This is a genomic window from Vibrio sp. V09_P4A23P171 (genome assembly GCF_963875615.1).
GTDB lineage: Bacteria > Pseudomonadota > Gammaproteobacteria > Enterobacterales > Vibrionaceae > Vibrio > Vibrio anguillarum.
Map to the genome: position 1 here is coordinate 101,523 of NZ_CAWNMR010000022.1, position 20,438 is coordinate 121,960.

The 20,438-nt window shown below is 45.0% G+C and carries 19 protein-coding genes; 9 read left to right on the top strand and 10 right to left on the bottom strand.

Features of this window, described 5'->3' with window-relative positions; genetic code table 11:
* Nucleotides 1–53 precede the first annotated feature (53 nt).
* From AACT23_RS08330 to AACT23_RS08355, 6 genes are all read left to right on the top strand, one after another.
* Nucleotides 54–1,313: a dicarboxylate/amino acid:cation symporter gene (locus AACT23_RS08330; protein ID WP_038171785.1), complete on the top strand. Its 1,260-nt coding sequence runs from the start codon at nucleotides 54–56 to the stop codon at nucleotides 1,311–1,313.
* Nucleotides 1,314–1,541: 228 nt separating this feature from the next.
* Nucleotides 1,542–1,793 (top strand): hypothetical protein, encoded by a 252-nt coding sequence (locus tag AACT23_RS08335; protein ID WP_017044617.1) that lies wholly within the window; start codon nucleotides 1,542–1,544, stop codon nucleotides 1,791–1,793.
* Nucleotides 1,794–1,895: 102 nt separating this feature from the next.
* Nucleotides 1,896–2,462, top strand: a complete 567-nt coding sequence (locus AACT23_RS08340) for a septation protein A (protein WP_017042013.1) — start codon at nucleotides 1,896–1,898, stop codon at nucleotides 2,460–2,462.
* A gap of 131 nt (nucleotides 2,463–2,593) precedes the next feature.
* Nucleotides 2,594–2,995 carry an acyl-CoA thioester hydrolase YciA gene (gene yciA, locus AACT23_RS08345; protein ID WP_013857152.1) on the top strand — a complete coding sequence of 134 codons (402 nt, stop codon included), beginning with the start codon at nucleotides 2,594–2,596 and terminating at the stop codon, nucleotides 2,993–2,995.
* Nucleotides 2,996–3,085: 90 nt separating this feature from the next.
* Entirely contained in the window at nucleotides 3,086–3,382 is a 297-nt protein-coding gene (locus AACT23_RS08350) for a YciI family protein (protein ID WP_013857153.1), read from the top strand.
* A gap of 1 nt (nucleotide 3,383) precedes the next feature.
* The gene (locus AACT23_RS08355; RefSeq protein ID WP_017047758.1) at nucleotides 3,384–3,773 is read left to right on the top strand and encodes a GspS/AspS pilotin family protein; all 390 of its coding nucleotides are present in this window, start codon (nucleotides 3,384–3,386) and stop codon (nucleotides 3,771–3,773) included.
* Between the two features lie 83 nt (nucleotides 3,774–3,856).
* On the opposite strand, the gene metE is transcribed toward AACT23_RS08355, so the two are convergent.
* Nucleotides 3,857–6,151, bottom strand: a complete 2,295-nt coding sequence (gene metE, locus AACT23_RS08360) for a 5-methyltetrahydropteroyltriglutamate--homocysteine S-methyltransferase (protein WP_094129438.1) — start codon at nucleotides 6,149–6,151, stop codon at nucleotides 3,857–3,859.
* 310 nt (nucleotides 6,152–6,461) lie between these two features.
* Between metE and metR the strand changes: the two genes are divergently transcribed.
* Nucleotides 6,462–7,373, top strand: a complete 912-nt coding sequence (gene metR / locus AACT23_RS08365; protein WP_094129668.1) for an HTH-type transcriptional regulator MetR — start codon at nucleotides 6,462–6,464, stop codon at nucleotides 7,371–7,373.
* 73 nt (nucleotides 7,374–7,446) lie between these two features.
* Here the strand turns inward: metR and AACT23_RS08370 are convergent, their stop codons facing one another.
* The 3 genes from AACT23_RS08370 to AACT23_RS08380 all read right to left on the bottom strand — a co-directional run bounded on the left by AACT23_RS08370 (nucleotide 7,447) and on the right by AACT23_RS08380 (nucleotide 10,942).
* The gene (locus tag AACT23_RS08370; protein WP_010316942.1) at nucleotides 7,447–7,647 is read right to left on the bottom strand and encodes a DUF4250 domain-containing protein; all 201 of its coding nucleotides are present in this window, start codon (nucleotides 7,645–7,647) and stop codon (nucleotides 7,447–7,449) included.
* Nucleotides 7,648–7,716: 69 nt separating this feature from the next.
* Nucleotides 7,717–8,397, bottom strand: a complete 681-nt coding sequence (locus AACT23_RS08375) for a hypothetical protein (protein WP_017047761.1) — start codon at nucleotides 8,395–8,397, stop codon at nucleotides 7,717–7,719.
* Between the two features lie 70 nt (nucleotides 8,398–8,467).
* The gene (locus AACT23_RS08380) at nucleotides 8,468–10,942 is read right to left on the bottom strand and encodes a sensor domain-containing phosphodiesterase (RefSeq protein WP_094129441.1); all 2,475 of its coding nucleotides are present in this window, start codon (nucleotides 10,940–10,942) and stop codon (nucleotides 8,468–8,470) included.
* Between the two features lie 380 nt (nucleotides 10,943–11,322).
* Between AACT23_RS08380 and AACT23_RS08385 the strand changes: the two genes are divergently transcribed.
* Together AACT23_RS08385 and AACT23_RS08390 are read left to right on the top strand one after the other, a co-directional pair.
* Entirely contained in the window at nucleotides 11,323–12,960 is a 1,638-nt protein-coding gene (locus tag AACT23_RS08385; RefSeq protein WP_255211888.1) for a S1 family peptidase, read from the top strand.
* A gap of 213 nt (nucleotides 12,961–13,173) precedes the next feature.
* Nucleotides 13,174–15,468: a YgiQ family radical SAM protein gene (locus tag AACT23_RS08390; protein ID WP_094129671.1), complete on the top strand. Its 2,295-nt coding sequence runs from the start codon at nucleotides 13,174–13,176 to the stop codon at nucleotides 15,466–15,468.
* A 44-nt stretch (nucleotides 15,469–15,512) separates the two neighbouring features.
* Here AACT23_RS08390 and AACT23_RS08395 read toward each other — a convergent pair whose 3' ends face one another.
* The 6 genes from AACT23_RS08395 to AACT23_RS08420 are packed head-to-tail and all read right to left on the bottom strand — an operon-like array spanning nucleotide 15,513 to nucleotide 20,409.
* Nucleotides 15,513–16,040 carry a DUF3833 domain-containing protein gene (locus AACT23_RS08395; RefSeq protein WP_094125207.1) on the bottom strand — a complete coding sequence of 176 codons (528 nt, stop codon included), beginning with the start codon at nucleotides 16,038–16,040 and terminating at the stop codon, nucleotides 15,513–15,515.
* Nucleotides 16,037–16,615, bottom strand: a complete 579-nt coding sequence (locus AACT23_RS08400) for a chalcone isomerase family protein (RefSeq protein WP_017049909.1) — start codon at nucleotides 16,613–16,615, stop codon at nucleotides 16,037–16,039. The genes AACT23_RS08395 and AACT23_RS08400 overlap by 4 nt, the downstream gene beginning before the upstream one ends.
* On the bottom strand, nucleotides 16,593–17,090 hold the full coding sequence (locus AACT23_RS08405; RefSeq protein ID WP_094129445.1) for a DUF2878 domain-containing protein: 498 nt from the start codon (nucleotides 17,088–17,090) through the stop codon (nucleotides 16,593–16,595). The genes AACT23_RS08400 and AACT23_RS08405 overlap by 23 nt, the downstream gene beginning before the upstream one ends.
* The gene (locus AACT23_RS08410; protein ID WP_094129448.1) at nucleotides 17,090–18,337 is read right to left on the bottom strand and encodes an SAM-dependent methyltransferase; all 1,248 of its coding nucleotides are present in this window, start codon (nucleotides 18,335–18,337) and stop codon (nucleotides 17,090–17,092) included. The genes AACT23_RS08405 and AACT23_RS08410 overlap by 1 nt, the downstream gene beginning before the upstream one ends.
* Nucleotides 18,338–18,394: 57 nt before the next feature.
* A complete protein-coding gene (locus tag AACT23_RS08415) occupies nucleotides 18,395–19,135 on the bottom strand; it encodes a DUF1365 domain-containing protein (protein ID WP_094129452.1) in 741 nt (246 codons plus the stop codon).
* The gene (locus AACT23_RS08420; RefSeq protein ID WP_040122962.1) at nucleotides 19,135–20,409 is read right to left on the bottom strand and encodes an NAD(P)/FAD-dependent oxidoreductase; all 1,275 of its coding nucleotides are present in this window, start codon (nucleotides 20,407–20,409) and stop codon (nucleotides 19,135–19,137) included. The genes AACT23_RS08415 and AACT23_RS08420 overlap by 1 nt, the downstream gene beginning before the upstream one ends.
* Nucleotides 20,410–20,438 lie beyond the last annotated feature (29 nt).

Sequence of the window (20,438 nt, forward strand, 5' to 3'; positions counted from 1 at the left end):
ATATTTATGTAGTGGGTAACACTAGGAATTTACAATTAATTAGCACAGAGGTTATGGAAGTGTTAAACAAAAAGAGTTTGTTAAGCAACATTGGCGTGCAAGTCGTCATTGCAATGATCATTGGTACTGCCGTTGGTGCCATGATGGGACACGATGCGGCCGTCTTTTCGCCACTGGGTGTCATTTTTATCAACCTAATTAAGATGCTGGTGATCCCACTGGTGGCCGTTGCGCTTATTTCCGGTGCTGCGGGCCTTGGTAATAGCCACGCGGCGGGTAAAGTCGGTTTTGTCACACTCAGCTTTTTTGCGGTCACTTCCGCACTCGCCGTAACGCTAGCACTGGTAATGGGCGAAGTCTTCCAACCGGGTATCGGCGTCGATATTTCGGGCGTTGAAGGTATGTTTTCTGCCGAATACGCAGCAAAAGGTGAACTACCTACTTTTTGGGCAACCATTACGGGTATGATCCCAACCAACGTTTTCCAGTCACTGAATAATGCCAACATTCTACAAATCCTTGTTTTTTGCTTGTTCTTTGGCATTGCCATTTCTAAACAAAGCAAAGAAAAACGTGACCCGATCATCAATGGCGTAAACACCATTGTTGATGCCATGGTGTGGATGATCAACAAAGTGATGATCATCGCGCCTATCGGTGTATTCGGTTTGATGGCTGAAGCCGTCGGCACGTTTGGTTTTGGTGCACTGATGGTGGTGTTTAAGCTGTTTGTCGTTTATGTCGCGGCCATTTTAATTTTCGGCTTTATTGCTTACCCGCTGATGATTCAGGTCTTAACCAAGACGTCGGCTAAGAAATTTATCCTTGCGATGAAAAAGCCTCAAGCCGTAGCCCTTTCAACCGCGTCATCAATGGCGACACTCCCTGTCACTATGGATACCGTAGAACACGACCTTGGCGTACGCAACTCAACTGCCGCCTTTGTTCTGCCGTTAGGTGCCACCATCAACATGTCTGGCAACGCCATCTATTACGGTTTAGTTGCGATTTTCTTCGCCCAGCTATTCAATATTGATCTCTCGATGGGCGCTTACATTGCCATCATAGTAACAGCGACACTGGGCGCCGTCGGTCAGGCAGGTGTTCCTGGTCCTTCTTTCCTTGTAGTAGCCGTTTTGCTAGCGGCTGGAATTCCAATTGAAGGTTTGCCACTGCTGTTCGCCCTAGACCGTATCTTCGACATGATCCGTACCGCGCTCAACATCACAGGGGATGCCGCGTGTGCCGTTATTGTTGATGCTTTGATTGAAGAAGAAGCCACTGAGGCCTCATTGAAGCAGCAAAAAGCCTAACTCATCACAGAGCATCCTTGATCCAATACAAGCCGCATCCTATGCGGCTTTCTTTTTGCATCGCAATTTGCAAAAAAAACAGTTCTCATACTAAAGTTAATCATTAAAGCGCCCTGTGACTGACGATAAAGTTGGCATTGCGATTGCTATAATAAACGACACCTCTTTCGTGCCACATAGCAGCGGCAAACTTTTGGCGTTAGCACGAATCGACTTGGAGTATGAGTAATGGATATTCATCGTGATACTTATTATGGTTTGATTCACCACGGGATCCGAGAATTGGTTATCGATCGGATTGGCCATTTCAGTGAATTTGAATACCACCAATATCTAGGCTTAATTACTGGCAAAGATTCCTGTTTTTCAATGACAGATGAAGAATTGCAGATAGCCGTCGCCAATTTAAAAAGTGAAGGCTATTTAGAAGATATGAAACGAGCGATACCACAACTTGAAACCAGCGGCTGGGAACGCTGATCCATTTCTAGTTAATTTGTTTCGAATTGTCTCTTTCTATTTAGCTCTGACACGGTTTTGGTTAGACTGTGCGCAACGTTTAAATCGGAAGCATAAATACGAATGAAGCAACTTATTGATTTTATACCACTTATCATCTTTTTTGCCCTTTTCAAGATGTACGACATCTATGTCGCCACAGGGGCACTTATCGTAGCCAGTGCGGTACAGATTGCCCTGACCTACGCACTGTATAAGAAAGTTGAAAAAATGCAGATCATCACGTTTTTGATGGTAACTATCTTCGGTGGTATGACGATTTTCTTTCATGATGACAATTTCATTAAATGGAAAGTCACCATTGTTTACGTTGTGTTTGCCTTGGGCTTGACCATCAGCCACATCATGGGCAAATCAGCCATTAAAGGAATGCTTGGCAAAGAGCTAACCTTACCTGAACACGTATGGGCAAAAATCAACTGGGCGTGGGTTTTCTTTTTCAGCGTTTGCGCTGTACTAAACATCTACATTGCATATCAACTGCCATTGGATGTTTGGGTCAACTTCAAAGTATTTGGCTTATTAGCCGCAACTTTTGTTTATACCTTATTAACGGGCGTTTTTATCTACAAACACCTGCCAAAAGAGAAGCAAGTTTCCGAGAGCAAACCCTCCTCGCACGAGCACTGATTGCACCAACCTTCTCGCTAGGATTCATTCAGAGGACTCTTTGAGTGCAAAACAGGCTGTCTTTGGTATAATCCGTCCCTATTTTTCAGCGACCACTTTGGTCGCTGTTTTGTTGTTGTGGATGTCGAAAAATGAATCAGGAAAATAGCGCCCCAAGAGGCCAATTATTGCTACGCACCTTAGCCATGCCAGCAGATACTAACGCCAACGGTGACATTTTCGGCGGTTGGATCATGTCTCAACTCGACTTGGCTGGCGCAATTTTAGCCAAAGAGATCTCATTTGGCCGCGTTGTCACTGTGTCTGTTTCTAGCATTACGTTTAAAAAACCCGTCAAGGTAGGTGATGTGGTGTGTTGTTATGGTGAATGCACCAAAATTGGCCGCACTTCAATGTCCGTCAATCTTGAAGTATGGGTAAAACCCATCAAATACGACAGCGTGGGAGATCGTTTCCAAGTATGTGAAGCAACCTTCAATTATGTCGCCATTGATACCGATGGCCGCCCTCGACCGATTAAGCCTAGCAACTGATCACAGAAATTCAGTTTGGTTGCTTTCAATACGCGCCAGTTTCAGTACAGTAAGGCCTCGACTTCATTATCAAACAATAAGGATATCAATATGTGGTACGTTATTTTCTCTCAAGACGTAGAAAACTCGTTGGAAAAACGCATGAGTGTCCGGCCACAACATTTAGAGCGCTTACAAACCTTGCAAGATGAAGGTCGTCTATTAACCGCAGGGCCAATGCCAGCAATTGATTCGGAGAATCCAGCAGAAGCTGGGTTTACGGGGTCAACGGTCATCGCTGAGTTTGATTCTTTAAGACAAGCTCAAGCATGGGCGGATGCCGATCCTTATGTTGCTGCCGGTGTGTATCAACATGTTATCGTTAAACCCTTCAAGAAAGTGTTTTAAGATGAAAGTCATTCTCTGTGCTCTGTTTACAACGCTGGTACTGGTGGGTTGTAGCTCGAATGGTGATCAGCAAAAATATTTGGAAGCCGTAGCCAGTAATCGCGCGAATGTGATTAGCGCTGAGTTACCCTTAGAATTTGGGCCTTTGTCCGTGATGCGTGCCAGTGCTAAAGGCAGTACGGTGGAAATTATGATGATTTACAATGAGGGTCAAAAAGGAGCAAAGCCGATTGATCAAGTGTTGAAAACCAGCATCAATACCTACTGCTCGGATTCAACCACACGCGCTAACCTCGACCTCGGCTTAACTTATCGAATTAAAATGCGCAATACGCGGGGCCAACTTGTTGTGGACCAATTCATTAGTAAAGCAACTTGTTCGGCACAATAGTCCTCCCCTTATTAGTGATGACCACCACTTTATTCGTAAAAAACAGAGGCTTCATTTGAGGCCTCTGTCAAGATTAATGTGGCTTAACTTTGCTGGGGTTTAAGCTCTTTGCGCAGCGCTTTAGCTGCTGACACTAAGTTGGTCAGTGCTGCCTCCACTTCATTCCAATTGCGCGTTTTTAAGCCGCAATCAGGGTTAACCCATAATCTCTCTGCTGGAATTTTTTCCGCCGCTTTACGCAACAAACCTTCAATCCACTCTTGAGAGGGAATGTTTGGCGAGTGAATATCGTACACACCTGGGCCAATTTCATTCGGGTAGTTAAACTCTTCAAACGCTTTGAGCAGTTCCATATTCGAGCGAGAAGTTTCAATCGTAATCACATCGGCATCCAGTGCCGCTACTGAGTCAATGATTTCATTAAATTCGCTGTAACACATGTGAGTGTGGATCTGCGTTTCGGGTTTCGCACTCGCCGCCGCAATTTTAAATGCCTCAACCGCCCACGCCAGATATGCTTGATGGTCACGCTTCTTCAATGGCAACCCTTCACGAATCGCAGGTTCATCAATTTGGATGATGTTAATGCCCGCTTGCTGCAGGTCTGCCACTTCATCACGCAAAGCAAAAGCCAACTGCTGAGTGATGGTTTGACGAGAAACATCTTCACGAGGAAACGTCCAGCATAAAATCGTTACAGGCCCAGTCAACATTCCTTTCATTTGCTTCGCAGTCAATGATTGAGCATAAGTAGACCACTCCACCGTTATCGGTTTTTCACGTTCAATATCGGCCACCACGATAGCCGGTTTTACGCAGCGTGAGCCGTAACTTTGCACCCAGCCAAATTGTGTAGTCTGGAAACCGGCTAAGTTTTCAGCAAAGTACTCCACCATGTCGTTACGCTCAGCTTCACCGTGCACTAACACATCGAGATCAAGTACCTCTTGACGTTTTACTGCATCGGCAATGTGCCCTTTCAATGCATTGATATAATCAGCGTGTGCCAGTTTACCTTGACGGTAAGCACTGCGCTGATGACGGATCTCACTCGTTTGAGGGAATGAGCCTATGGTTGTCGTTGGCAAAAATGGCAACCCTAACACTTCAGCTTGGTGATGAGCGCGCTCTGAATAAGGTGCACTGCGCTCAGAGAGTGCCGCCGTTATGCTGTTGACTCTCGCCTGTACATGCGGTTTATTAACGTGAGTTGCCGTTTTACGTGCAAGTATCGGTTGGCTATAAGTTTCACAGGCCAGAATCGCCGCGTCATCACCGTCCAGTGCCTTACCAAGTAAAGCAACTTCTGTCACTTTTTGTTTGGCAAATGCAAACCAACTTTGTACTTCATCACTGAGCTGCTGCTCAAGATCTAAATCGACCGGGCTATGCAAGAGTGAACACGAGCTCGCAATCCACAGACGATCCCCCAGCTGCTGCTTCACTGGCTGTAAACGAGCCAATAACGTCGCAAGATCGGCGCGCCACACATTGCGTCCATTGACCACACCTGCCGAAAGTACCCAATTTTTTGGCAATTTCTCTAGTACTGCGTTCAATTGATCGGCAGAAGCGGAGAGATCGATGTGCAATCCATTCACTGGTAGCTCAATAATTTTATCGAGCGTATCAAGCACCGAATCAAAATAAGTAGTCAGTAACAGTTTTACATCACCAGCGATCACTTGATAAGCCAACTTAAATGCATCTTGCCACTTTGTTTCTAGCTCTAACGCTAAAATAGGTTCATCGATTTGTACCCATTCCACTCCTTGTTTAGCAAGCTTAGCTAAAATTGCTTGATAAGCGGTCAATAAACGAGGCAGTAAGGTCAGGCGATCAAATCCCTCTTCGACCTCTTTACCCAAGTAGAGGTAGCTCAGCGGGCCAAGCAGTACAGGCTTAACTTGGTGGCCTGCTTTCGACGCTTCATTGACTTCCTCAAACAGTTGAGGCCAGCTGACTTCGAACGTATCGTCTTGGCTGAACTCCGGCACAAGGTAGTGATAATTGGTATTAAACCATTTAGTCATATCAGAAGCTGCACTTCCGCTACAGCCGCAACCCGCTTGTGATTGACCACGTCCAACGCGAAAGAGTGTATCTAAATCTGGAAAGCCGTTTTTATGACGTTTAGGAACGTGTCCAAGGAGCAATGTGGTTGTGAGTACGTGATCATACCAAGCAAAATCGCCTACGGTTGAAAAACTCAGACCCGCTTGTTGCTGCTCAGCCCAGTTTTTCTGACGAATGTCATGCCCCACTTGCAGTAACTGCGCTTGATCGCTTTCGCCTCGCCAATATTTTTCTAACGCAAATTTCAGTTCGCGTTTTTCACCAATGCGTGGATAACCTAAGATGTGAGTCGTCGTTGCCATGTCCCTAGTCCTTGTGCTGTTGATCGTGTCTGATTCTTTATCGCATGAGATAAAGATGTCTGGATGGCTGGACTATCCATCTAAACTGACCCACAGACAAGGTGCAATTATTCAACTTGTTTATTAAAAAAATTCATGTTGATTGCAGAGAGCTTTAATTGACATCAAGATAAATAGACGTCTAGATGTTTACATCTCCATATTAAAAGCGTAACTTAGCTCAGAACAGCAGAATGGTCACCGTGTTGATGCAACCCACGATATGGTATCAACCACTGTTCTCTCAAAGGAATGAAGGAAAATAATGGCAATGATTGAACTTAAGCATCTGAAGACTTTAGTTTCTTTAAGGGACAGCGGCTCACTCACCTCAACAGCTACCGCGCTCCATTTGACGCAATCGGCCCTTTCACATCAGATTAAAGATCTCGAAACACGCATTGGCGGGTCACTGTTTCTACGTAAAACTCGCCCAGTGAAATTTACCTCAGAAGGAGAGATCCTACTGAAACTGGCTGACGAGATCTTGCCAAAGCTGGCCAGAGCTGAAAATGACTTGGCCAGTTTGAAAGAAGACGTCAATGGGCGCTTACACATGGCGATTGAATGCCACTCTTGCTTTCAATGGTTGATGCCAGCGCTGCGCGAATACCAGCTTGCTTGGCCAAGTGTGACGTTAGATTTTTCGTCCGGCTTTGGCTTTGAACCGTTACCCGCATTGCTGGCCGGCGAACTTGATTTGGTCATCACTTCCGATATTTTGCCTCGCTCAGAGGTACACTACGAACCACTCTTTGATTTTGAAATGCGCCTTATCACCTCTACGACTCACCCGCTTGCGGGAAAATCGGTGATTGAACCAGAGGATCTCGCCTCACAAACGATGCTCACTTACCCCGTACAAAAGCAGCGTTTGGATGTGGTGAAACATTTTCTACAACCTGCTAGTGTTGAACCCGCGAAGTGGAAACAAGCCGACAACACTTTGATGCTAGTACAAATGGTCTCTGCTGGATTAGGTGTGGCAGCACTGCCAAATTGGGCCATCAGCGAGTTCTCTAGGCAGGGGCTTATTACCAGCAAGCCACTAGGGAAAGGTTTATGGCGTCGACTATTTGCCGCAACACGCCACAGCGAAAAAGATCGCCACTATTTACAAGCTTTTTTTGCCACCGCGCGCCAACAATGCAAAAGCCACCTTGACGGGATCAAGATGGCTTAAACTATTCGTCGTGTCGACATGGCTATTTGAATGACAGTGCGGTTGGTTAACTGTCACTGCACGCTGCTTAGCACTAGCGTTGGTTCGCTTTAAATTGGTTGGTCAGTGGGTCGTATTGGTAACCTAAAACATCCAGCTTACCGACTACATTTTCTCTATCCATTTCATACATACTGGCAAGTTCTTCGAAGCTGTCACACTCTAAGCGTAGCTTCTCATTGACGATGCCAAGTAATATATTGCTATCAAAACGGCTGACGTTACTCAAATCCATGGCTCACTCCTATAGCAAAGAGACCACTAAAGACTAGCGGTAAAATTCGCACTAAAGAGTGACCCAGGTCTAGAGATTAAACAAACCTTGAAAACAAATACTGGCTGCCAACATCAATAACAAGGCTGCCGTTAATTGAATTTTCTCAGCGCTTTTGGCAAACAGGATATGCCAGCACCACACGATAATACCTGCAATCATGAAACCGAATGTCGTTAGTAACGGCAATGTTGCTTGAGCCAACGTTTCGTCATCTAACCCGTACGCGTGCGGCACAACGCATAAAGCGATGCCCATCGAGCAGAGAATGCCCACAACGGGTAGAACTCGATGGAAAGCTTGTAAACGCGAGCGCGCTATCGTTAGTAGAAGGTGCGAGAAGCTCGCGCCCAACAAACCAACCAACAGCAACATGGCGATAGAAGCTGACCAATGACCCTGCTCTGATATCTGAATCGCGACATAAGCCAAGGCAAGGCCATTCGCCAAATACAGTGCCCATAACGGGCCTTCATCTCGAGTTTTCTTGGTTTGAACTTGTGAATAGAAATAGAAGATGGAAAAGACGACCAAAAAGGCTTCAATTTTTAGTGAAGCCACTGCCAACCAAAGCACACCAATGGCTGGCAAGACGCGATGAATACGGCCACGTTGTCCAGGACAAATATCCCCTTTGACCAGCACTAACGTCAGTAAGATTTGCGCACCGAGCAGCATGGGTGAAAAAACAGAAAGTAAGGTTTGAATCATAATCTAAACATCATCTGGAAACATCTGGGCGCGATAATAGCAAAGAGTAAGCGCGGATGCCCAGAGAAGGTTACTGACTTTCGGCCAAATACCTCAGCACGTCCGCTTGAGTCAATAAGCCTTTGTAACGAGTGTTATCGACCAGTACCCATGGAAAATCATGTCCTTTTTCGATCAAATTCACCACTTGATTTAGCTCGGTGTACGCGTCAAGCTGAGTGAAATGAAATTTCATGATCTGATTCACGGGCTTACGCCATACGGCCGCTTCACGCGTGGTTTCAAGATCGGTCCCCATGTTCGGCGTCAGATATAAATTGAGTGAGGCTACATCGACGATGCCGACACACTCTCCTTGATTGACGACTGGCAGCACATCAACTTTAGTCGCTTTAATATACTGATAAGCAAGAGAGATTGGCTCACTGGGATCCAAATGTGGTTTCCCCTCTTTGAACAGATTGAGCAAACAGTTGGGCTTTCGCTCTTGTTCCACTTTAGCGCCTGAATACGCAAAACGGTTACGATACTCCTTGGCCCGAACCAGTTCCTTAAGCGGTAGTGGTTTTGAAAAAATATAGCCTTGTATGTAGTCAATACCCAATGATTTAAGCACCCAAACCTCATGCTCTGTTTCCACCCCTTCAGCAACCACTTTCACGCCGAGTGTATGCGACAGCTCTGTGATCATTTTAACAATACTGTACTTATTGCTGTTGACCTGAATGTCTGTGACAAACTCGCGATCTATTTTTAAATAATCAAAATTGCAATCACTGAGGTAGGTAAAAGAGGAATAACCCGTACCAAAATCATCAATCGCAACCGTTACGCCGCGCGATCGAAGAGCATTGAGGGCATCAACCTGATGAGATTGACTATCAAAATAGGCGCTTTCGGTTAGCTCAATGGTGACTGATTGAGGCGTATCCGTGTAGCGATCAATGATCTCCATGGTATTGGTTAAAATCTGCGTCGCATCCATTTTGGTATTGAAAGAGCGGTTGATCGTTACCCCAACACCTTGGCCAAACAAGGTTTTTATCTTGGGTAAATCTTGCAAAGACAAGATACTGACACAACGATCAAGCTCGGCAATCAAATCCAGATCTTCCGCGATACCAATCATTTCTTGCGTGGTAAAAGGTAAATCGGGCACAGGCTTAAAACGGCATAACGCTTCGAATTTCGCAATGTTCCATGTTTTAGTATCGACAATCGGTTGGTAGTGTATCTCCAAGTCTTTCTGCGCAATCGCTTTGGCGACTCTGTCTTCCAAGTTTTTTCTACGTTTCACTTGTTGATGTATTTCACTGTGATAGAAACTGATGTTACGCGCTTCCCCTGCATGTTGTTCAAGCATTGCTTGCATCGCATGCGTCACCATTCGAGCTGGCGTTTTTGCATCGAACCCTAAAACAGACACACCAATTCGGCCATTAATAATCGCGGTATGTGAGCTGGATTCGTTCTTTAACTCTTTCATAAAGCGACGGATCGCATGCTGGATGAGACGAAAATCTGTGTTTTTTTGGCACTCTGAACAACTCAAACTCACTAAATAAATATCTTTTCCCACATAGCCCACCAACTTAGCTTCTTTACAGCGCACCAAAAAACTGGAAAGCATTAAAGTTTCTACATGGTGTCGATCTGATTCAAACGCAGGTTGAAAAGCCAAAACAATTTGTGTTTGGCCTTTGGGGTACTCCATGCAATATGTTTCGAGCAAGGCTTTAAACTTTTGTTCGGTAGGCAGTTGCGTCAAAAGATCGATATCCCCAAGTGCCGTATCGGCTACGCGGTGAAGATTATCGGCTAAATCAAGCGTCATCCCTACAAAGAACACTCGACCATCTTGCAGTACGATTTTTTGAATAGTTAATTCTTGTGGTGCAACCAGCCCAGATGCCCGACGATTGAGAATGACACCGCTCCAATGATCTTTGGTGTTGATGTCATGCCACATCGATTGGTAAAACTCTTTGGAATGCTTGCCTGCATTAAATAGGTTGGCTTTTAATCCAAGTAGCTCATTTTGTTTGAAACCTGAATGCTGCTCAAAATAGTGGTTACAAGCCAAAACCCGCGTTTGATCGTCGGTTAGGATCAAACCATGATGTGTATTATCAAACACTCCTTCAAAAAGCTTGGCCACCTCTTGCAATGATTCCAATTTGAGCAGCGGTCGAATCGTACCTTGCAACTGCGTGAGAGAAGTACGCTCGATAAAAATCTCCACATAAGTTAACGCCTGATCCGAAATAACAAGGTTGAAATTTAAAGCATGGCTTTTGCCACTTTCAATCACATACTTGAAGCAGCGCTTCATCTCTGCAGCTTTGCTCGGCGTCATATAACGCAAGAGTTCTTGGATATTGGCTATCGAAACACTGGAATGAAATAACGCATTCGCCGCTTTCAGATCACAAATAAACTCGGAAGTCGTCAGGTTAAACGACCAATCAATCGCATCATATCGAGCCACTGGCGGTTCTCGAAGCACTGCCTTTTCTCGTAGCTCTTGAGACTTCACCTGTGTCATATAGACTCCAACTCATTCAAATGATTTACCATTAATGGCACAGCATAGAGCAAAACTTAATCACAAGCCGTGAGTTAGCACTAATGATGTAAATGCAGTTGCTTATTTATTATTTTAGGCCAGACAAGCCATATAAAAAACGCCGAACATCAATACACCTCAAAAGGAGTAGCCTAGAACTATCGTAATCGAAAGAAAAAAATGGATACAAAATGACCAATTGGTTCATTTTGTAAACTACTGAAATACATTAACTTGCCTTATCTGATTAATATATATTGTCGATATGATAATTATCATTGATTGACGAGATTCATTAGCCCCTATATGGTACCGTTCCCACACCCAAGAGGTGCTGGAAAAACTAATCCGAGGTACTAATGAACAAACCCCTTTTTTCAGTCGCGCTAGGAGCGCTTCTGTTTACATCTTTTGAGTTCAGTGCTTCTGGAACGGAATCTGGAATATCAACTAGAATCATCAATGGAACCCCTGCTGACGCGGGTAACTTTCCCTTTATGGTTGCCTTACACTATTCAACTCTTCAAAGCTCTTTTTGTGGTGGCAGCTACTTGGGTGATAAGTATGTACTTACCGCTGCTCACTGCGTAACAGGAAAAAATCCGCTCAATGCAGAGGATATTGAAGTGACGGTTGGAGCGTATGACTTACGTACTAATGCCGGTCGTCGGGTGAAAGTCAAACAAATCTATTATCATGAAGCTTATGATGATGAAACTCATGCTGACTATAACGAAAGATTCAACGACATCGCGATCCTTGAATTAGAAACGTCATTACCAATACAAGCAGTCACTCGACCTAATACTGGTGCACTTGATACGCTAGCCGCTGGCACGGTTCTAGAGACCATTGGCTTTGGTACAACGAGTTACAATCAAGTGTTGAATAAATCGAGCAATCCTTCTCAAGTATTACGTAAAGCAGAAATATCGTTAATGGATACTGCAACGTGTCAAGCTTTAGGTGGTAGTAACTACCCTCGTATAAGAAATGACGCTTTTTGTGCAACCAGTTACCCGCAAGATACCTGTCAAGGTGATAGCGGTGGCCCTGTTTTTATCAATGACGGCGGTAATTTTATTCAATATGGTGTCGTTAGTTGGGGGCGTGGTTGCGGCTTACAAGACGCGGCTGGCGTTTATGCCAAAGTCGACCATTTTAATGATTGGCTGACTCAAAGAACATCAAAGGTTTCTTTCCGACAATCTCAACACAAAAACGAGATTAAATATGGGCTTCATACCCATCGCTTTAATTTTGTAAACGGCTCTGATGAGACTATTACCGCAAACAACGTCACACTGTCTCCAGCTTCTGCAAATATCACAGCCGAAAACTGTTCACAAGGCTTGGCTCCGAGTAGCCAATGTTATGTTGATGTTTCTTATACCATTGATTCAATGACACCTGCTGATGTGCGCTTAGAGATTGACACTAACAGCCCACTAAATTTAGGAACCGTCACCTCATCACTAAAGCTCAATACGGTTCTACAACCTGCTGCAAAATCACTAGAGGGGTTAATTACCATACCCAATAGCAGTATTAGTGTGAATGTAAACCCTTGGCTAGAAGAAGGTGGTTGGCTACGTTCTGCCGTTATGAACGATAAAGCGAGATCGGTTTTGTTTCTTGAAAACGTCCCTAAAGGAAAAGTAAGTTTTGATTTCCAAGTCTCCTCTACTTTTCTTTATGATTCCTTAATTGTGAAAGTGAACGGTAGCACTTACATAATCGAAGATGGTGAACGTAGTGGCAACAGAACGTTATATTTGAATGATGAAGTCAACGATATACGCTTTGAATACGTAAAGACATCAAATACAGCAACTGGCAATGATGCGGCTTATATCAAAAATTTGAAATATGAAAAGCCTTACTCCTTTACCTTACCCCCAGTTTCAGGAGGTTCAGGCGGCGGTAGTACTGGTGGAATGACTTTATTGTCAATGCTGGCAGCCTTATTGATTCGACGTCGTTACATGAGCCACTAACTCTTGTCTAAAGGTCAACCCGTTTTATTACTGGTTGACCTTTTTACTATTGCTGCATCCTTCTTATCACATATCACTTAGTATCTCTCCGACACACTTACCACTCACTTTATTAATAATTTTCTTTATAAATAGAACGCAAAGCCAATGTTCCGCTAGATACTACCAGTGCAAGTCGTTATAATGCGCGGCTCATTAATCAGAGGTCAAAATATGCACAGCAACGTCACTCCTATTCATCAATATAAAAAATACTGGGCAGAGTGCTTTGGAACCGCACCTTTCCTGCCAACCAGTAAAAAGGAGATGGATGCCCTAGGATGGGACAGCTGTGACATCGTGATCGTCACGGGTGACGCTTATGTGGATCACCCCAGTTTTGGTATGGCGATCATTGGCCGTTTACTCGAAGCGCAAGGCTTTCGCGTTGGGATCATTGCCCAGCCGCAATGGCAAAATAAAGACGCTTTCATGGCGCTGGGAAAACCTAACCTGTTTTTTGGCATCACGGCCGGAAATATGGATTCGATGATCAACCGCTACACCTCTGACAAAAAATTACGTCATGATGATGCGTACACACCCAATAATGAAGGTGGCAAACGTCCAGATCGCGCCACACTTGTCTATTCGCAGCGTTGTCGTGAGGCTTATAAAGATGTGCCACTGGTACTCGGTGGTATTGAAGCAAGTTTGCGCCGCGTTGCCCATTATGATTATTGGTCAGACAAAGTGCGCCGTTCTGTGCTGTTTGATGCCAAAGCCGACATACTGCTGTTTGGTAACGCAGAGCGCGCATTGGTTGAAGTAGCGCACCGCTTAGCCAATGGCGATAACATCGCTGATATGACCAATATTCGCGGCACAGCCGTGAACCTGGCCGCTGAGCCTGAGCATTACACCATCATTGACTCATCACGCATTGAGAAACCGGGTAAAGCGTTTGTTCCCGTGAACCCTTACGCGGTAGAAACGCAGTGTGAAACTAATCAAGAAAAAGAAGCCGAAGCGAAGCCAATCACCATTCGTCCTTCTCGCCATGATGCCGCGACAACAGCGGTTCGTTTGCCTGCTTTTGAAAAGCTAAATAATGACCGGATTTTATACGCGCATGCAAGCCGTGTACTGCATTTAGAAACCAACCCCTACTCTGGCCGGGCGCTGATCCAGCGCCATGGCGACCGTGAGTTGTGGGTCAACCAAGCCCCGATCCCACTCACCACAGAAGAGATGGATTACGTGTTTGGCCTGAGCTACGCACGCGTGCCTCACCCTATGTATGGCAAAAGTAAAATTCCTGCTTATGACATGATCAAAACCTCAGTTAATATCATGCGCGGCTGCTTTGGTGGTTGTTCATTCTGCTCGATTACCGAACATGAAGGGCGCATTATCCAAAACCGTTCAAAAGAGTCGATTTTGAATGAGATGGAAGAGATCCGCGATAAAGTTCCCGGCTTTACTGGAACCATTTCGGATTTGGGTGGGCCAACGGCGAACATGTACCGTTTAGGTTGTAGTGATCCTAAAGCTGAGATGAACTGCCGCCGCCCATCGTGTGTTTTCCCCGGAATTTGCCATAAGCTCAATACCGACCACAAACATACGATTGATCTCTATCGTGAAGCGCGCAAAGTCAAAGGCATTAAAAAAGTGATGATCGCCTCTGGTGTGCGTTATGACTTGGCGATTGAATCTCCTGAATATGTACGTGAATTGGTCACGCATCACGTAGGAGGCTATCTCAAGATCGCCCCAGAACATACCGAGAAGAATCCGCTTGATCTGATGATGAAACCGGGTATGGGCACCTATAATCGCTTCAAAGAGATGTTTGAGAAGTACAGCGCTGAAGCAGGTAAGAAACAGTACCTCATCCCGTACTTTATTTCCGCGCATCCCGGTACAGAAGATGAAGATATGCTCAATTTGGCACTGTGGCTAAAATCAAACAATTTTGAGTGTGATCAGGTGCAGAACTTCTATCCATCGCCAATGTGTAATGCAACCGCGATGTATTACTCAGAGACTAACCCGCTCAAACGTGTGAAATACAAAAAACGTGAAGAAGTGACTGTCGCGAAGGGGGAGCGTCAACGCAGGCTGCACAAAGCGCTGTTACGCTACCATGACCCATTAAACTGGCCGATTATCCGTGAAGCCTTGATCAACATGGGTAAAAAGCATTTGATTGGTGATAAACCTAACTGCTTAGTGCCTGCGAATGATGTCGATGCACTCACGCCTGCGCAGCGTCGTAAATCTGGCCGTCACGGAGCGAACCGTTTTGCGACCAAACACACCAAAACTCAGCCGGGCTTTGATGCTCTTAACCCGCGTAAAGAGAGCGCTACTTCACCAAGCAAATCACGCGCTAGCAGCGCGATAGACAACGGTAAGAAAAACCAAGGCGGCGCATCTAAACCTGCACACTCTCGCCCGACAAGTAAAAGCAAACCGTTTGCTCAAGCCTCTAAGCCAAGAGCGCCACGCGCAGAACAGCGATAATTCCAAAGCCATATGATCAGCACAATAAGGCTCCGAAAGGAGCTTTATTGTTTTTCAAAGAACAGCGTTAGTTTACCGACCTCGATACCAAATTTTTTAATTTTAGTCAGGTTAAACACCCGCTTTTCATCTTGCCGGTAAAGCCAGTCGTCAAAGGTAACGGTTAGCGTAGAATCACCATAAGGTAAGGAAAAATCATATTGCCAGCGCAAGGCGTTACCTACTTCTTCACCTTGGGCTTGGCCTAATACATCATCCGCTTGACCGATATATTTTCCATCAGCAAAACGTTCAATCACCCATACTCTTTGGCTTTTTTCACCATCATCAAAATTGAAGTCTTCAACCAAAGTGAGTTTATTCCCCTCAACTATTCCGTCGATGGCAACCTCGAAACGACGCGTTTGCATCCCTGTATAATCTTGCACCATCCCCCATGCTAACGTTCGACCAGAGAAGTATTCAAATAGATCAAACTTAGGTTGCGTAGATTGGTATTGAGTGAGATCAGCGCTGCACCCCACTAACCAAAGTAAAAGTAACAGATAACTGCGTCTGGCTATCGCTTTCATGGTTGCATTCCTATCAATTGCTTGCGTAAGTGTGGGTATTGCGTCTGTGGCGACAGCCATATCGCGAGAAAGGCGTCATTTAACGCTTCGTCGACTACTGTACCAACCTGCGCTTGAACACCATTCTTAGGATGAAAAATAAAAGCGCCCTGCTGCCCATCGGAGGTGTAAATCAAGCGGTCGCCCTCAGTAACGCTGGGAAAAATGGACGATAGGTGCACCAGCCACGGTGCAATTTGTTGCTCGGTTAATTTGAGTTTTTGCCACTGCTCTGCGGTCGATTCCACCAGCTGTTTACTACTGATGTCGCGCTGATATTCAATTTCAAGCGCCAAGGGATGGGGCGATAAATCGCTTCCTTGCTCGTACTGCCCTGATGGGGTACGAAGCTGCGAGGAATAAATATCTAGCCATAACCAGCTTAAATTCGCTTGGCCAATCACTGGCCAAGTTTGCCACTCGGTCAGTTTATCGTCTGCCACCGCCGCAAAAGCGTTATTCACCAAGCTGTGAAAGGCAATCACTATCAGTAACAGGTTGAATTTTCTTAGCCTATTTCTCTTTGCTAACATCATCGCTAAATACCCTAAGTATCAATGCACCGATCATCACCCACTGCAGCCACAAGATGGCCATAGTCAAACCCAATGGCCAATCAAAATGTACAGCGCCTAAACGTTCTGCCGCCCAATAACTTAAACTGCCTAACACGCCGACCATCAAACAAATGAGTTTGGATGGATAACGTTTCATCAGCACCACTAAATGGGAGGCATACCAAGAAAAAGCGCCCCACAACACCATTAACCAAATGGGAAAGTCATTGGTAGCAAAGCGTAATAATCCGAAATACTGATTAAGGGCATCGATAACAATACCCACTATGGTTAACGCAATCACCCTTTCCAAAGGATAAGAGAAGTGCCGCAAAGAAAACATCAATGCGGCTAACATCATGGCCAATGCCAACCACTGCAAACGTTCTGTCCCCAACACAGCAACAAACCAGATCGCTTGAAACCAAAGAGAGACAGCAAACAGCGTTTTCATTACATCGGTCTTTGCAAAGTCATATGTACGGTGCTGATGGATTTTGCTAAAAATCCCCCCTCGCAGTAGCAGAAATAGTAACGCCACATACGCGTGAATCGCTCATCATACCCAAGTTGTGAAACCTGATGTTTTGCAAGCTCAAAACGGTGACGCCAATGAGCAAGCGTATGCGCATAATCAGGACCAAGATCAAACAGGTTGCGAACCACTAAATCACTGTGCTGTGTCGCCGCCGTTGTCAATGCAGTAATTGAGGGTAAAAAACCGCCGGGGAAAATGTATTTCTGAATGAAATCGACATTATTGCTGTAATAATCATAACGTTGATCAGCAATGGTAATGGCTTGAATCGCCATCAAACCATTGGGTTTTAGTAGTGACTGGCACTTTTCAATATAAGAGGCGAGGTACTCTTTACCGACCGCTTCGATCATCTCTATCGAGACTAATTTATCGTACTGACCTTGTAGCAGGCGGTAATCTTGCTTAAGCAAGGTGATTTGACTCTCCAGCCCCTGCCGCTCTATTTGCTGCGTGGTGTAGTAATGCTGCTCTTCAGAAATAGTCGTCGTCGTGACCTGACAGCCGTAAGTTTTGGCCATGTAAATCGCCATCGCACCCCAACCGGTGCCAATCTCAATCACATGGTCGCTTGCTTTGAGTTGCAACTGCTGGCACAAACGTTCCATTTTATTGATTTGCGCCTGCTCTAACGTTTCATCCGGATGCAGAAACAACGCGCTGGAATAGAGCATATTACTGTCTAAAAAGGTGTGGTAGAGATCATTGCCTAGATCGTAGTGGGCATGAATATTCTCTTTGGCTTTATCGATTGAATTTCGGTTGAGCCAGTGGCTGACTTTATAAAAAAGTTTGGTCAACACACTACTGCGAGCTTCAATGCCATCTAATGCACTGACATTGCGAGCCATCAGTTCCATTAGGCTGGTCAAATTCGGGCTATCCCACCAACCATCCATATAGGCTTCACCCGCTGCAATACTACCCCCTTTTAATAAACGAGCATAAAAATGAGGATGATGTATTTCAATAGTTGCATGGGGTTGATGCTCTTTAAGTACGCCAAAAGTCTCCTGACTGGACGCGCCTTCATTGGAAAAGGTTTCAATGATGGTTAAAGTGCCGACGTCTAAACGCTGTAGACAGCGAAAAATGAAGCTTCTTGCACTCTTTTGCAACCCTGTCAGTTGCTTGGGCAACGCGAGAGTTTGTGAATTAAGCATTGAGCGTTCTCCTTGTTATTGTTATTTAGACACTGTCTCTGTGTAGATCTTGCGTATTTATGAATGTGGATTGGAGTAGAAAGGTGCTCCTTTAAGCCACAGCTTTAAAGCATGCCAGTAAATACCTATTGTCACTTTTACGGCCATCACGGGTGTTTTGATCAATAACTTGAGTAAATTTTTTGAATTAAATGGTTGTGCCTTCATCGATAAAGTCGCATCGAAAACTTTACCTTCTTTGTGACATTCCAAATGCACACTCAATGACGAACCAAGCGGCTTCAACTTCCAATGATATCGCTGATCAATAGGATTGAAGGGAGAAACATGAAACGCCTTTTGATGACGCCACTGTTGCTGCTCTTCTCCCGCTTGTGCTTTCACCGCGTAGTAGTGCCGTTGATTCCAAGGTGTATTACTCACTTCGGCCAACAAGTATTGCCATTCACCTTGTTGATCATAAAGATAGTAGAAATTAACCGGGCTGAAATAAATTCCTAAATAACGAAGGTGACATACTGCTATCACCTTTCCAGAGTAGCGGTCGCCCGTCAGCTCATGAACTTTATCTTGTATGCACTGTTTTAAATCCCCTTCACCAAGATAATCGGCGCGCTGAAAACGCGCCCAGTGCCACCATTTTTCGCCAAACCCCCAAACTGAATCACTCAGTTGCTCCAGTTCATCGAGATCAATACACGGCATAAACAATGGATAATTGAGCGCATGTTCAATCGGAGTAAAGCGTCGATGACGTACCATGCCAACCATCAAACAACTGTTGGGCTCCGTCTCCATCACGCCGCGCCTTTTAACTGCTGCGCTTGCGCTTCAAGTTGTGTCACCACATCCAGCGCACTGGTCACGCCATCTTCATGAAAACCATTGCGCCAATAAGCGCCACAGTACCAAGTGTTATTCACACCGTTGACTTCAGGCTTGCGTTGCTGAGCCGCGATAGATTGCGTGGTGAATACCGGGTGGTGATAAGTAAACTGTCGTAAAACTTTCTCATCAGAAATGCGGTCACCGCTGTTGAGCGATACACAAAAAGTATGAGCGCCTTTAATATGCTGCAAGATATTCATATTGTAGGTCAGCGCTGGTAAACGCGACTCTTGATCTGGACTGCCATCAAGCCAATAGTTCCAAGCTGCCCAAGCGGCTTTTCGCTTAGGTAGCAGTGATGTGTCGGTATGTAAAGTGACTTCATTGGCTTGATAGTGCATTACGCCGAGCACCTCTTGTTCAGCCTCTGTCGGTTGCTCTAACATACCTAATGCCTGATCGCTGTGACATGCAAAAATTACATGATCAAAGTGGTGTGATTGCCCATTAACAATGAGCTCGACACCTGCCGAGCCGCGTTTGACTTGTGTAACTGGGCTATCAAGATGAATCTTATCTTTAAAACCTTGCGTCAAGGGTTCGATGTACGCGCGCGATCCGCCTTCAACCACATACCATTGTGGTCGGTTAGTGATCTCTAGCAGGCCATGGTTGAGGAAGAAACGCAAAAAGAAACTTAACGGAAAAACCCGCATATCAGCCAAGGAAGATGACCAAATTGCCGCTCCCATCGGTAAAATATAATTTTCACAAAAATAGTCAGAAAATTGGTGCTCAAATAAGAAATCACCTAAGGTTTGCATTGATTGATGCGCTTGTTCTGCTTGCTGTTTCGCTAACCGATTGAAGCGAATGATTTCAAAAATAAAGCGATAAAAGACAGGGTTTAACCAGTTCCGCTTTTGTGCAAACAACGTAGTTGCGGTATGACCGTTATATTCCAGCCCATTCGCATCATTACGCACACTGAAGCTCATTTGAGTCGGAATGCCTTTTACGCCAATTTCATTCATCATTGCGATGAAATTTGGGTAGGTCCGGTCGTTGTACACGATAAAACCAGTATCAACTGCATGATTTTGACCATCGAGCTCAATATCGACGGTGGCGGTATGCCCACCAATGTAATGATTGGCTTCAAACACGGTAACATCATGATGTTTATGCAGATAATAACCGCATGTTAACCCGGAAATACCGCTACCAATAATGGCGATTTTCATACTCAATTCCTTTAATTACAAAACAGATC

Excerpts from the sequence above, each read along its gene's own strand:
- AACT23_RS08330 (WP_038171785.1), top strand. The coding sequence starts at position 54 with ATGGAAGTGTTAAACAAAAAGAGTTTGTTAAGCAACATTGGCGTGCAA.
- AACT23_RS08335 (WP_017044617.1), top strand. The coding sequence starts at position 1,542 with ATGGATATTCATCGTGATACTTATTATGGTTTGATTCACCACGGGATC.
- AACT23_RS08340 (WP_017042013.1), top strand. The coding sequence starts at position 1,896 with ATGAAGCAACTTATTGATTTTATACCACTTATCATCTTTTTTGCCCTT.
- yciA (WP_013857152.1), top strand. The coding sequence starts at position 2,594 with ATGAATCAGGAAAATAGCGCCCCAAGAGGCCAATTATTGCTACGCACC.
- AACT23_RS08350 (WP_013857153.1), top strand. The coding sequence starts at position 3,086 with ATGTGGTACGTTATTTTCTCTCAAGACGTAGAAAACTCGTTGGAAAAA.
- AACT23_RS08355 (WP_017047758.1), top strand. The coding sequence starts at position 3,384 with ATGAAAGTCATTCTCTGTGCTCTGTTTACAACGCTGGTACTGGTGGGT.
- metE (WP_094129438.1), bottom strand. The coding sequence starts at position 6,151 with ATGGCAACGACGACTCACATCTTAGGTTATCCACGCATTGGTGAAAAA.
- metR (WP_094129668.1), top strand. The coding sequence starts at position 6,462 with ATGATTGAACTTAAGCATCTGAAGACTTTAGTTTCTTTAAGGGACAGC.
- AACT23_RS08370 (WP_010316942.1), bottom strand. The coding sequence starts at position 7,647 with ATGGATTTGAGTAACGTCAGCCGTTTTGATAGCAATATATTACTTGGC.
- AACT23_RS08375 (WP_017047761.1), bottom strand. The coding sequence starts at position 8,397 with ATGATTCAAACCTTACTTTCTGTTTTTTCACCCATGCTGCTCGGTGCG.
- AACT23_RS08380 (WP_094129441.1), bottom strand. The coding sequence starts at position 10,942 with ATGACACAGGTGAAGTCTCAAGAGCTACGAGAAAAGGCAGTGCTTCGA.
- AACT23_RS08385 (WP_255211888.1), top strand. The coding sequence starts at position 11,323 with ATGAACAAACCCCTTTTTTCAGTCGCGCTAGGAGCGCTTCTGTTTACA.
- AACT23_RS08390 (WP_094129671.1), top strand. The coding sequence starts at position 13,174 with ATGCACAGCAACGTCACTCCTATTCATCAATATAAAAAATACTGGGCA.
- AACT23_RS08395 (WP_094125207.1), bottom strand. The coding sequence starts at position 16,040 with ATGAAAGCGATAGCCAGACGCAGTTATCTGTTACTTTTACTTTGGTTA.
- AACT23_RS08400 (WP_017049909.1), bottom strand. The coding sequence starts at position 16,615 with ATGATGTTAGCAAAGAGAAATAGGCTAAGAAAATTCAACCTGTTACTG.
- AACT23_RS08405 (WP_094129445.1), bottom strand. The coding sequence starts at position 17,090 with ATGAAAACGCTGTTTGCTGTCTCTCTTTGGTTTCAAGCGATCTGGTTT.
- AACT23_RS08410 (WP_094129448.1), bottom strand. The coding sequence starts at position 18,337 with ATGCTTAATTCACAAACTCTCGCGTTGCCCAAGCAACTGACAGGGTTG.
- AACT23_RS08415 (WP_094129452.1), bottom strand. The coding sequence starts at position 19,135 with ATGGAGACGGAGCCCAACAGTTGTTTGATGGTTGGCATGGTACGTCAT.
- AACT23_RS08420 (WP_040122962.1), bottom strand. The coding sequence starts at position 20,409 with ATGAAAATCGCCATTATTGGTAGCGGTATTTCCGGGTTAACATGCGGT.